At 68.9% G+C, this 11,912-nt stretch carries 9 protein-coding genes; 6 read left to right on the top strand and 3 right to left on the bottom strand.

Going from position 1 to position 11,912, the window contains the following annotated elements; all coding sequences use genetic code 11:
* Positions 1-9 precede the first annotated feature (9 nt).
* The 3 genes from H5407_RS18900 (at position 10) to H5407_RS18910 (ending at position 3,067) form a co-directional block, all read left to right on the top strand.
* Entirely contained in the window at positions 10-525 is a 516-nt protein-coding gene (locus tag H5407_RS18900) for a PH domain-containing protein (RefSeq protein ID WP_183106048.1), read from the top strand.
* Complete coding sequence (locus tag H5407_RS18905; RefSeq protein WP_183106049.1) at positions 518-2,068, top strand: PH domain-containing protein; 1,551 nt, start codon at positions 518-520, stop codon at positions 2,066-2,068. Before H5407_RS18900 ends, H5407_RS18905 begins: the two co-directional genes overlap by 8 nt.
* A 63-nt stretch (positions 2,069-2,131) precedes the next feature.
* Entirely contained in the window at positions 2,132-3,067 is a 936-nt protein-coding gene (locus H5407_RS18910; RefSeq protein WP_183106050.1) for a class I SAM-dependent methyltransferase, read from the top strand.
* Positions 3,068-3,073: 6 nt separating this feature from the next.
* On the opposite strand, the gene H5407_RS18915 is transcribed toward H5407_RS18910, so the two are convergent.
* Together H5407_RS18915 and adh are read right to left on the bottom strand one after the other, a co-directional pair.
* Positions 3,074-3,466 carry a DUF779 domain-containing protein gene (locus H5407_RS18915; protein WP_183106051.1) on the bottom strand — a complete coding sequence of 131 codons (393 nt, stop codon included), beginning with the start codon at positions 3,464-3,466 and terminating at the stop codon, positions 3,074-3,076.
* Between the two features lie 85 nt (positions 3,467-3,551).
* A complete protein-coding gene (adh, locus tag H5407_RS18920) occupies positions 3,552-5,072 on the bottom strand; it encodes an aldehyde dehydrogenase (RefSeq protein ID WP_183106052.1) in 1,521 nt (506 codons plus the stop codon).
* A 352-nt stretch (positions 5,073-5,424) separates the two neighbouring features.
* On the opposite strand from adh, the gene H5407_RS18925 reads away from it, so the two are divergent.
* Together H5407_RS18925 and H5407_RS18930 are read left to right on the top strand one after the other, a co-directional pair.
* Positions 5,425-7,347: a sigma-54-dependent Fis family transcriptional regulator gene (locus H5407_RS18925; RefSeq protein WP_183106053.1), complete on the top strand. Its 1,923-nt coding sequence runs from the start codon at positions 5,425-5,427 to the stop codon at positions 7,345-7,347.
* A gap of 175 nt (positions 7,348-7,522) precedes the next feature.
* Positions 7,523-8,986: a PQQ-binding-like beta-propeller repeat protein gene (locus H5407_RS18930; RefSeq protein ID WP_183106054.1), complete on the top strand. Its 1,464-nt coding sequence runs from the start codon at positions 7,523-7,525 to the stop codon at positions 8,984-8,986.
* Positions 8,987-9,004: 18 nt separating this feature from the next.
* Here the strand turns inward: H5407_RS18930 and H5407_RS18935 are convergent, their stop codons facing one another.
* Positions 9,005-10,732 (bottom strand): sensor domain-containing diguanylate cyclase, encoded by a 1,728-nt coding sequence (locus tag H5407_RS18935; protein WP_183106055.1) that lies wholly within the window; start codon positions 10,730-10,732, stop codon positions 9,005-9,007.
* 72 nt (positions 10,733-10,804) lie between these two features.
* Here H5407_RS18935 and H5407_RS18940 point away from each other — a divergent pair, with 72 nt between their 5' ends.
* The gene (locus H5407_RS18940) at positions 10,805-11,911 is read left to right on the top strand and encodes an S-(hydroxymethyl)glutathione dehydrogenase/class III alcohol dehydrogenase (RefSeq protein ID WP_183106056.1); all 1,107 of its coding nucleotides are present in this window, start codon (positions 10,805-10,807) and stop codon (positions 11,909-11,911) included.
* The last annotated feature ends 1 nt before the right edge of the window (position 11,912 follow it).

The following is an 11,912-nucleotide window of genomic DNA, read 5'->3' on the forward strand; positions in this document are numbered from 1 at the left end:
GGAGCATGCATGAGCGATGAGATGGAGGGCCGCGCCGGCCAGGCGCTGGGAAAGATGCGCCCCCTGCGCACCTTGTGGCAGCTGCGGGCGGGCCTCGTGTGCGCCGTCGTCCTGACAGGACTGACCGTGCTGGGGCTGTCCCTGATCGGCGACCGCTGGTCCTGGACATGGCTGGCCGGCACCGCGCTGCCTGTCGCGCTGCCTGTCGCGCTGGCCAGCCTGGGCCTGGGCGCGGCCTACGGTGCCTTGCGCTACCAGGCCTATGGTGCGGCCCTGCATCCGGGTGAAGGTCTGGTGCTGCGCCACGGGGTGTGGTGGAGGACCGAGAGCTGGGTGCCCATTGCCCGGCTGCAGCATCTGGACCTGCAGCAGTCGCCGCTGGAGCGCCTGTGGGGCATGGCACGCCTGGAGCTGCACACGGCCGGCCAGCATGACCACAAGACCGCCGTGCACGGCCTGCCGCTGGCCGAGGCGCAGGCCCTGCGGTCCTCGCTGATGCCGCGGGTGCAGGGCCACCATGAGTGAGCCCCGGGACGAGCTGCAGGCCGGGGCCTGGCAGCGCCTGCATCCCTTCTCGGCCCTGTTCGTGGCCGCCCACCTGCTGCGCCATGTCGCCCTGCCGGTGCTGGCGGCAGTGGTCTTCGGCCGCGGCTCGGGCTGGGAGGTCTGGGCCGCCGTGCCCTTGGGGCTCACCGCCATCTGGGCCGTGCTGCAGGCCAGCCGCTACCGCTATGCCCTTCAGGGCGGGGAGCTGGTGATCCACGAGGGCGTGCTGGGCCGCAGCGTGCGCCATGTGCCGCTGGCCCGCATCCACAACACCAGCCGCACGCGCAAGCTGCCTCACCGGCTGTTGGGCGTGACGGAGCTGCACCTGGAGTCCGCCTCCGGCGGCAAGCCCGAGGCGGTGATGAAGGTGCTGGGCCAGGCTGCCGCCCTGCGCCTGGAGCAGGCCCTGCGGGGCACTCCGCAGGGCGGTTCCGCTGCCCAGGCCGCCGGGCCGGTGACCGTCGATCCGCCCATGCAGCTGCTGCACCGCCTGGGCAGTCTGGACATCCTCAAGCTGGGCCTCATCTCCAACCGCGGCATGGTGATCGTGGGCGCAGCCTTCGCGGCGCTGGCCCAAAAGCCGGAGCTGCACCGCCGCTTCTTCGGCTGGCTGTCCGCGCCGACGGCCTGGGTCCGGCAGGGTTTCATGCGCCTGGTCGAGTCCGGCCACTGGCTGTGGCTGGCCGCGGACATCGCCTTGCTGCTGCTGGCTTTCCTGGTTTTCGTGAGGACCTTGTCCGTGGTGCTCGCCTTCTTCCGCTACCAGGGCTTCCGCCTGGAGCAGGACGGCGAGAAGCTGCTGGTTCACCGCGGCCTCAGCACCCAGGTGACGGCCACCGCGCGACTGCCGCGCCTGCAGCGCTGGGAGCTGGTGGAGACCTGGTTGCACCGCCGTTTCGGCCGCTGCCGCCTGGCCGTCAGCGTGGCGGGGCACGACTCGCAGGACCATGAGCACGGCCTGGATCCCGGTGGTCGCTTCGACGAACTGGCGCCCATCGCCACGCCGCAGGAGGCCCGCGCCCTGCTGCGCCTGTGCCTGCCGGCCCTGCAGTGGGAGCAGCTGCAGTGGCAGCCCCCGCCGGCACAGGCCTTCTGGCGCCAGCTGTGGGGGCAGGGCCGATTCCTGATCATCGCGCTGCTGGCCCTGGTCGTCGTCGATATCGCGCTCGGCCAGCGGGTGCCGCTGCCCGGGCTCCTGGCCGCCGGCCTGGCGCTGTCGGCGGGGCTCTGGGCCTATTGCCATGCCTGGGTGCGCTTTGCCGCCTATGCCGAATGCGGCGAGCTTCTGCTCTACCGCCATGGCGTGCTGACCCGCCGCTGGGTGGTGGTGTCCGGATCGCGCCTGCAGCAACTGAGCCTCTACAGCTCAGCCCTGGACCGCAGCCTGGGCCTGTGCCACCTGCGCGCCGACAGCCAGGGCAGCGGCAAGGGCGGCCGCGCCCTGGACATCCCCTGCCTGCCCCTGGCCGAAGCGCAGCGGCTGCGGGCGCGGCTGTGGGGTCAGGTCTTGCGTCCGTATTGAGGCGCGGTCGGAGTCGCCGGGGTCTGCATTGACAATGCCGGCTTCCTGCTCCTGAGATCGCCCATGCAAGCCCTGCTCGACTCCTTCGCCACCCTGGCCCTGCCCACCGAGGCCGGGCGCGTCTTCCACGGCCGCGGCGGCCTGCATCCGGGCTGCGAGCAGTGGGCGCTGGACTGGTTCGAGCCGGTGTGGGTGCTGACCAGCTTCCAGGCTGTGTCAGAAGACGAGCTCGCGCGCGTGGGGCATGCGTTGGCGGCACGCTGGGCCGGCATCGCGCCGGGGCAGGCGCTGAACTGGGTCTTCCAGTGTCGCCAGGAGCACCAGGTCGAGACCCGGCTGATGGCCGGCAGCGTGCCCGAGCCGCATGTGGTGAGCGAGCAGGGCGCCCGCTACGCCGTGCATGTGCTCAAGGGCCAGAACCACGGTCTCTTCCTGGACATGGCCCAGGGCCGGCGCTGGGTGCGCGAGCGTGCTGCCTCGCAGCCGGGCCTGCGCGTGTTGAACCTTTTTGCCTACACCTGCGCCTTCTCTGTGGCCGCGCTGCAGGGCGGGGCGGCCGAGGTCATCAATGTGGACATGGCCTCCGGCGCCCTGGCCATCGGCCGGCGCAACCATGAGCTCAACGGCCTGGGCAAGTCGCCCACGGGCCGGGCCAGCTACCTCGCCCACGACATCTTCAACTCCTGGGCCAAGCTCAAGCGCAGCGGGCCCTATGGCCTGGTCATTCTGGACCCACCCAGCTTCCAGAAGGGCAGCTTTGTGGCCACCAAGGACTACGCCCGGCTGATGCGCCGCCTGCCCGAGCTGCTGGCGCCCGGCGGCGAGGCGCTGCTGTGCCTCAACACGCCCAAGCTGGACACGGCCTTCCTGAAGGACCAGATGGCGGAGCTGGCGCCCACGCTGCAGTTCATCGAGCGCCTGCCCAATCCGCCGGTTTTCGCCGACGCGGACCCGGAGCGCGCGCTCAAGGTGCTTGTTTATCGCGCGCCGTCGGCCTGAGCGGGCTCAGGCGAGGTCTCGCTCGACCTGGTCCGCGATCTGCGCCCATTCCTCCTCGCTGAACAGGCGCGAGCGGGTGTGGAAGGCCAGGCCGGTCGAGCCCTCAAGCGAAAAGGTGCCGCCCTGGCCCTCGATGACGTCCAGGATCAGCTGGGTGTGCTTCCAGTACTCGTACTGCAGCTTTCCGATGTAGAAGGGCACGCCGCCCACCTCGCCCAGGTGCACGTCCTGGGCGCCGATCGTGAGGTCGGTGGGCAGGTAGCAGTTGGTCGCGCTGTTGTCGCAGCAGCCACCGCTCTGGTGGAACATCAGCGCGGGGCCGTGCTCGGCCTGCAGGCGCCGGATGAGGGCGAGCGCAGCGTCAGTGGCCAAGACGCGAGGGACGAGGGTGTCAGCCATGGCGGACTCCTGGATTTCAGCAAGGACAAAGGGAGCGGATCGCTCCGCTCCCTGGCTCATGCGGTGAGCGAGCAGGTCCACTGCCTCAGAAGAAGCCCAGCTTGTTCTCGCTGTAGCTGACCAGCAAGTTCTTGGTCTGCTGGTAGTGATCCAGCATGTCCTTGTGGGTCTCGCGTCCGATGCCGGATTCCTTGTAGCCGCCGAAGGCCGCATGCGCCGGGTAGGCGTGGTAGCAGTTGGTCCAGACCCGCCCGGCCTTGATCGCGCGACCCATGCGGTAGGCCACGTTGCCGTTGCGGCTCCACACACCGGCGCCCAGGCCGTAGAGCGTGTCATTGGCCAGGGCCAGCGCCTCGGCCTCGGTCCTGAAGGTGGTCACGGCCAGCACCGGGCCGAAGATCTCCTCCTGGAAGATGCGCATCTTGTTGTTGCCCTTGAACACGGTGGGCTGGATGTAGTAGCCGCCGGCCAGCTCGCCGCCCAGCTGCGCGGGCGAGCCGCCGATCAGCAGCTCCGCACCCTCCTGGCGGCCCAGGTCGAGGTAGGAGGTGATCTTGGCCATCTGCTCCTTGGAGGCCTGCGCGCCGATCATGGTGTCGGTGTCCAGCGGGTTGCCCTGCTTGATGGCGGCGATGCGCTCCAGGCAGCGGCCCATGAACTTGTCGTAGATGGACTCGTGGATCAGCGCCCGCGAAGGGCAGGTGCAGACCTCGCCCTGGTTGAAGGCGAAGAGCACGAGGCCCTCGATGGCCTTGTCGAAGAAGGCGTCGTCCGCATCGGCCACGTCGGCGAAGAAGATGTTGGGCGACTTGCCGCCCAGCTCCAGCGTGGCGGGGATCAGGTTGTTGGCCGCGGCCTGGGCGATCACGCGACCCGTCGATGTCGAGCCGGTGAACGCGATCTTGGCGATGCGCTTGCTGGTGGCCAGGGGCAGGCCGGCCTCGCGGCCGAAACCGTTGACCACGTTCAGAACGCCCGCAGGCAGCAGGTCGGCGATCAGCTCCACGAGCACCAGGATGCTGGTGGGCGTCGATTCGGCCGGCTTGAGCACCACGCAGTTGCCCGCGCCCAGAGCCGGGGCCAGCTTCCAGGCGGCCATCAGGATGGGGAAGTTCCAGGGGATGATCTGGCCGACCACGCCCAGGGGTTCGTGGAAGTGGTAGGCCACGGTGTGCTCGTCGAGGTCGGACAGCGCGCCTTCCTGGGCCCGCACGCAGCCGGCGAAATAGCGGAAGTGGTCGGAGGCCAGGGGGATGTCGGCATTGAGCGTCTCACGGATGGGCTTGCCGTTGTCCACGGTCTCGGCGTAGGCCAGCAGCTCCAGGTTGGCGTCGATGCGGTCGGCGATCTGCAGCAGGATATTGGCGCGCGCTGCGGGCGCGGTCTTGCCCCAGGCGTCGGCGGCGGCATGGGCGGCGTCCAGGGCCAGCTCGATGTCCTCGGCGGTGGAGCGCGCGGCTTGCGTGTAGACCTGGCCCGTGATGGGCGTGACCACGTCGAAGTACTGGCCCTTGACGGGCTCCTGCCATTGGCCGCCGATGAAGTTCTGGTAGCGGGACTTGTACTGGACCTTGGCGCCAGGGGCGCCGGGCGGGGCGTAGATCATGTGTGTCTCCTGTGGGGCCCTCAGACGGGCTTTTCGGTTGGATGGGTGGTGCACGGACGGGCCGGCTCCGAGACCCGCATTGCAAGGGCGATGCCAGCACGCAGCCCTGCGCCCAACAATCCGGCGGGACACCGCAAGCGCTTGTTGCGGCGAGGCTTTTCCCGCCCTCAGGGACTACCCGTGGGGCGCGATCGACCCTGTCGGCTGTCACCCTTGTCCGGCCTGTGTCAGCGACAGCTGTCACTAATTGCGACAGTCACGCAGGCCGGCGCGCACCCAGGCCGCCACCCGGCGCCAGGCCTCCTAGACTTGGCGTCACAGACTGCGGGTCCACCCGCGCACGGAGACAAGCATGCGTTCCCACCCCCTCGTGCCGGCGCAGCAGCTGCGCCTGGCCCGGCAGCGGCTGACCGAGCAGGGTCTGACCCAGTCCCCGGGCGTCGATGCCCTGCTGGCGCGCTCCTGGCAGCGCAGCCTGGCGGCCGGCCTTTCGCCCATCGGTCGGCTGCACTGTCAGGACAACCTCGCAGGGCCGGCACTGCAGCGCAGCCGGGCGCTGAGCCATGAGCTGATCAGCCACTCCGAGCCGGTGATGGAGCACCTCTTCGAGCAGGTGCGGCACAGCCACAGCATGGTCATCCTGGCCGATCCACAGGGCGTGCTGATGCATACCCGTGGTGACCTGGATTTCCTCAGCAAGGCCGAGCGTGTGGCCCTCACCTGCGGTGCCAACTGGGCGGAGTCCCAACGCGGCACCAATGCCATCGGCACGGCCCTGGCCGAGGCGCAGGAGGTCGAGATCCACGGTGCCGAGCACTACCTGGAGCGCAACGGCTTCCTCACCTGCGCGGCCGCGCCCATCGTCTCGGCCCAAGGCCAGCTGATGGGCATCCTGGACATCTCCGGCGAGCAGCGCAGCCGCCATCCCCACACCCTGGGCCTCGTGGGCACGGCGGCCCGCATGATCGAAAACAGCCTGGTGATGGCCAGCTGCCGCCACCAACTGGTGCTGCAATTCCATGCGCGCGCCGAAGGTATCGGCTCGGTGGCCCAGGGCCTGCTGGCTTTCTCGGAGGATGGATGGCTGGTCGGCGCCAACCGCAAGGGCCTGGCACTGCTGGGCCTCAGCGCCGCGGACCTGCAGCGCAGTGCCTGGTCCCAGCTCTTCGAGCGCGGGCTTCAGGCCTGGCTGGGCAGTCAGCGCCAGTCCGGCGGCCGTCCCCTGCTGCTGCGCACGCAGCGGGGCGATGCCTTCTATGCACAGCTGCAAGGCCGCGGCCCGGCGGTGCTGACGCTGGCGGGCACGCCTGGCGCTAAGCCCGCCGAGCCCGAGGCTTTGCCGCAGGACGCGCTGCAGCGCCTGGACAGCGGCGATCCCCGCTGGCGCGCCGCCGCCGAAAAGGCCCGCCGCGTGCTGGGCAAGGACATCCCGCTGCTGATCCTGGGCGAGTCCGGCGTGGGTAAGGAGCTCTTCGCCAAGGCCCTGCATGACATCAGCCCGCGGCGGGGCAAGCCCTTCGTCGCGCTGAACTGCGCGGCGCTGCCGGAGTCCCTGATCGAGGCCGAGCTCTTCGGCTACGCGCCCGGCGCCTTCACCGGCGCGCGCAGCCAGGGCGCGCCGGGGCGCCTGCGCGAGGCTCAGGGCGGCACCCTGTTCCTGGACGAGATGGGCGACATGCCCCTGGCCCTGCAGACCCGCCTGCTGCGCGTGCTGCAGGAGCGCGAGGTCCAGCCCCTGGGCGGCGGCGCGCCGGTGGCGCTGGACGTGCAGCTGCTGTGCGCCACCCACCAGTCCCTGGCTCAGGCGGTGAGCGAGGGGCGTTTCCGGGCGGATCTCTACTACCGCATCAACGGCCTGGCCCTGCAGCTGCCGCCCTTGCGCGAGCGCAGCGACCTCGAGGCGCTGCTCGACCGCCTGCTGCAATCCGTGGCGCCAGATCAGGGCCTGACCCTGGAGCCGGCCTTGCGCGAGGCCTTCCGCGCCTACGACTGGCCCGGCAACCTGCGCCAGCTGCACCAGGTGCTGCGCACCGCGGTGGCCCTGCTGTCGCCCCAGGAGAGCCGCATCGGCTGGGCCCATCTGCCGGATGACCTCCTGCCCCAGCTCCAGCAGCGCCAGCACCTGCCTGGCGGGCGCCCGGCCCAGAACCTGCGCGAGCTCTCCCAGCAGGCCATCGCCCAGGCCCTGGAGAACACGCGCGGCAATGTCTCGGCGGCGGCCCGCCAGCTGGGGATCGCGCGGCAGACGCTGTATCGCCGGCTGCATGCCCGCTGAGGAGCTTCCGGTATGATGTCGCCCTTTTGCGCTAGTGCAATTTGATAGGCCTAGCAATAAGGGAAAACCCGTGAAAACGACAAGCGCTGTATGTGCCCTGCTGGGCCTCGTTTTGACTGCCTGCGGCGGTGGTGGTGGTGGTGGTGGTGGGACAGGCCCCGCGCCCAGCAACGGGATGCAGCTGAGCTTCGCGCCAGCCTCGCTGGCCACCACCGTCTACCAGGGCGAACCGGAAGTGTTCGAGGTCAAGGCTCAGGCGGGCGGCGTCCTGCCTGCCGCAGGGACGAGGGTCAATGCCGCCGTGATTGATGCCGCGGGTGTCTTTGAATACTCGGACATCCTGCGGACCGGGGACACGACCTTCACGGGAAAATTCGTACTTTCCCGGCGCCTGAGCGCCGGCACCCATTCGGGTGCGGTGGAGGTCCGTGTCTGCGAGGATGATCCGCTCACCTGCGCCAAGCCCGTCTCCGGCTCCCCGTGGCGGCTGCGCTACCAGTTCAACGTTCGTTCGCAAACGGACGCGCGCGAGCTGGCCAAGCTGCCGGATGTATCCAACTATGCCGGCAGCCCCAGCCACAACGCCCTGACCAGCGCCACCCTGGACCCTTCGAAGATCACGCGCCGTTGGAGTCATGAGCGGCCCGTGTCGGACCGTCTGCCTGCCCTGGGTGGCGGCCGCATGTTCGTCATCACCGACGGCGGCATGAAGCTGGCAGCCTACAGTGAGCGCGACGGCTCGGCGGTGTGGGGCCGGAACCTTGACGAAGTGGCGATCAGTGCGCCTACTTTCGCTGACGACCGACTCTACGTGATCACCAGGAAGCTGCAGTCCAATGCCAGGCGGATGACCTTGCGCAGCTTTGACGCTGAGACCGGCGCCCCGCTCGCTTCGCTCGAATTGGGGCCCGAGAGTGACTTTCCTGCCAACCCCGTGGTGAAGGATGGCAAGGTGTACCTGTGCAAGATCGACGAGATGTTCTACCAGTACGCGCTCATCCGTGCCGACGGACGCACCCTGGCACAAGAATGGTCCAGGACGTTTGACGGGCGCAACGTAAACAGCGAGCTCTGCACGCCGGCCGTCGACAGCCGCTATGCCTATGTGCCTCGCCAGAATGCGCTGCAGGTCATTGACGTGGGCAGCGGGCAGCTGGCGTTCTCGATTCCGGCTCCTGCAGGCATTCCGTCCATCAGCAGCAAGGAGGCGCCGGTCCTGGGGCCCAATGGGCGTGTCTATGTCAATGCAGGCAAGGGCCTGATCGCCTTCGACACTGACAAGCGTTCGGTCGCCTGGCACCTGGAAACCCGTCCGGGCCAGTACCCGGTGGCTCGAGGGGACGCGGTCTACCTGGCCCACGAGCAAGGATTCGTGGCGCTTTCCGCTGAAAACGGCAAGCTCCTGTGGTATTGGACCAATATGATCGGCATGACCAACGACCTGTCGGACAACTTCCTGATCTTCGGCAACCATGCCCTGATCTCGAACTCCGACTATACCCAGGCCGTGGATCTCGGCACACGCCAGGTGGTGTGGTCGGACCAGGGCGGCGGCTCCCTGGCCCTGTCACCGAATGGCGCGCTGTATGCCCGGCGCCAAAGCTTCAAAGAGGGCTTCAGGGTCTTCAACCTGAACTGAGTCGAGGGGGCGGGGGCCTCAGGCCTGCCGCTTTGTCGGAGCTGCGGTGGCGCCTTGGCTGGTCCCGCCGGAAGGCGCCACCATGAACCGGTTGCGCCCCGCGTTCTTGGCCTCGTACAGCGCGGTGTCGGCCCGGCGCACGACGTCCTCGTACAGGGCGTCGCCCTCGTGGATCTCGGCCACGCCGATGCTCACGGTCACGTAGCCCACGCCCTTGAAGGTCTGCTCGCGCGTCTTCTGGCAGAGCTTGGCGGCCAGGGCCGCCGCGCCTTCCAGGGTCGTGCCGGGAAGCAGGGCGAGGAACTCTTCGCCGCCGAAGCGGCCCACGAAGTCGCTGGCCCGCAGCGAGCTCTTGATCAGCGCGGCGAACTCCATCAGCACCGCGTCGCCGGTGGCATGGCCGTGGGCATCGTTGATCAGCTTGAAGTGGTCGATGTCCATCAGCAGCACGCCATAGGGCTGGCGGTGCCGCACGTAGCGCGTGAACTCCTCGGTGAGCCGGGCGTTGAGGTGGCCGCGGTTGTGCAGGCCCGTCAGCGCATCGGTCAGGGCCACCCGCTCTAGCTCGGCATTGGCCTGGCGCAGCTCGGTGGTGCGTTGCTCGACCCGCGCCTCCAGCTCCTGCGCATTGCGCTCCAGCTCCTCGCGCTGGTGGGCCAGGCGCTTGTCGCGCCAGTGCAGGGCCTCCAGGAGGTCGTCCATCTCGCGGGTGGTGCTCAGGTCTTCGCGGTTCGGGGCGGGTACCGCCTGGCGGCCCCGCAGCAGGGTGGCCAGCTGCTCGACCGGGCGGCTCAGGCCCACGGCCACCAGATAGGCCATCAGCATGATGGCCAGGGCGCCGCCCCCCCACAGCAGCCACAAGCCCTGCGCCAGCTGCTGCGACGTGGCCAGGAGCTGGGACGTGGGCTGGCGCACCAGCACGGTCCAGCCCACGTCCTGGCCGTGCTCGGCCGCGGGCACGGGGGCTGCCACGAGGAAGTAGTGCTCGTCGCGGATGTAGTCGTCCGCCACCGGCTCACGCTCCAGCCGCTGCAGTAGCTCATGCGCGGAGGCGTCGAACTCCGCCTCCGGGTAGATCAACTGCCCGTCCCTGCGGGCGATCATCACCTCCATGCCCTGCGGCAGTACGCCGGACGCCTCCATGTCCTGCAGCAGGTGGGAGAACCAGCGCCAGTGCACATGCGAGCCGACCACGCCCAGATGGCGGCCCCGCGCATCGCGCAGGGGCACGGCGAAGTCCAGCATGCGTGGCGGCTCACTGGAGTCCAGGTGGCTCAGGTGGTGAGCCAGCAGCAGGGCGTCATGCAGGTCGCCGATGAAGGGGCTGACGCGGGCGCCCTGGAACCAGGGGCGCTGGGAGACGTCCACGCCCTCTAGCACGCCGTCGCTGGAGACCAGCACCCGCCCCTGCGGGTCGGCGAAGCCGATCCAGGCGTAGTCGCGGAAGCTGCCCTTGAGCTGGCTGAGCAGGGCGCGCAGCGGTCGGGCATCGCTGGGCGCGGCCAGGGTGACGGGGAGGGTGGCGATGAAGTCCAGCTCCCGCTGGCGCTGGCGCAACTGCTCCGAGAGCTGGGCGGCCACCGTGCGCGCACTGTTCTGCAGGCTCCCGGTGCGCTCCTTCATCACATGGCGCGCGAAGACGATGCCGATGTAGGACTGCATGCTCAGCGCGACGATCACGGCCAGCAGGCCGAAGGTCAGCGCCATGCGCAACCGCAGGCTGCGCCAGGCGAAGAAGAGCCACATCCCCTCAGAACCCTTGCTTGGTCTGCATCCCCTACAGTCGGACCTTCCCTGGAATCCTCAGCAGGAGTGCCCATGAAGACACGCGCCGCCGTAGCCTGGAAAGCCGGCCAACCCCTCAGCATCGAAACCCTGGATCTTGCCGGACCCAGGGCTGGTGAGATCTTGATTGAGGTCAAGGCTACAGGGATCTGCCACACGGACTACTACACGCTGTCCGGCGCCGACCCGGAAGGCATCTTCCCCGCCGTGCTGGGCCACGAGGGCGCCGGCGTGGTGGTGGACGTCGGCCCGGGTGTCACCACGGTGCGCAAGGACGACCACGTCATCCCGCTCTACACGCCCGAATGCCGGCAGTGCAAGTTCTGCCTCTCGCGCAAGACCAACCTTTGCCAGCTGATCCGCGGCACCCAGGGCAAGGGCCTGATGCCGGACGCCAGCTCGCGCTTCTCGCTGGACGGCAAACCGGTCTTCCACTACATGGGCACCAGCACCTTCAGCAACTACATCGTGGTGCCCGAGATCGCCGTGGCCAAGGTGAGGCCGGACGCGCCCTTCGACAAGATCTGCTACATCGGCTGCGGTGTCACCACCGGCGTGGGCGCGGTGATCTTCACGGCCAAGATGGAGGCGGGCGCCAATGTGGCGGTGTTCGGCCTGGGTGGCATCGGGCTGAACGTGATCCAGGCGGCGAAGATGGTCGGCGCGGACAAGATCATCGGCATCGACATCAACCCCGCCCGCGAGGCCATGGCCCGCCAGTTCGGCATGACCCACTTCATCAACCCCAGTCAGGTCGAGAACGTGGTCGATGCCGTCGTGCAGCTGACCGACGGTGGCGTCGATTACAGCTTCGAGTGCGTGGGCAACACCCAGCTGATGCGCCAGGCCCTGGAGTGCACACACAAGGGCTGGGGGCGCAGCATCATCATCGGCGTGGCCGAGGCGGGGGCCGAGATCAGCACGCGGCCCTTCCAACTGGTCACCGGGCGCAAATGGGAAGGCTCGGCCTTCGGCGGCGCACGGGGCCGCACCGACGTGCCCAAGATCGTCGATTGGTACATGGAAGGCAAGCTGCGCATCGACGAGCTCATCACCCACCGCCTCAAGCTGGAGGACATCAACGAGGGCTTCGAGCTGATGAAGCGCGGCGAGTCCATCCGATCCGTAGTGCTGTACTGAG

Source organism: Mitsuaria sp. WAJ17 (genome assembly GCF_014174515.1).
Taxonomy (GTDB): domain Bacteria; phylum Pseudomonadota; class Gammaproteobacteria; order Burkholderiales; family Burkholderiaceae_C; genus Roseateles_B.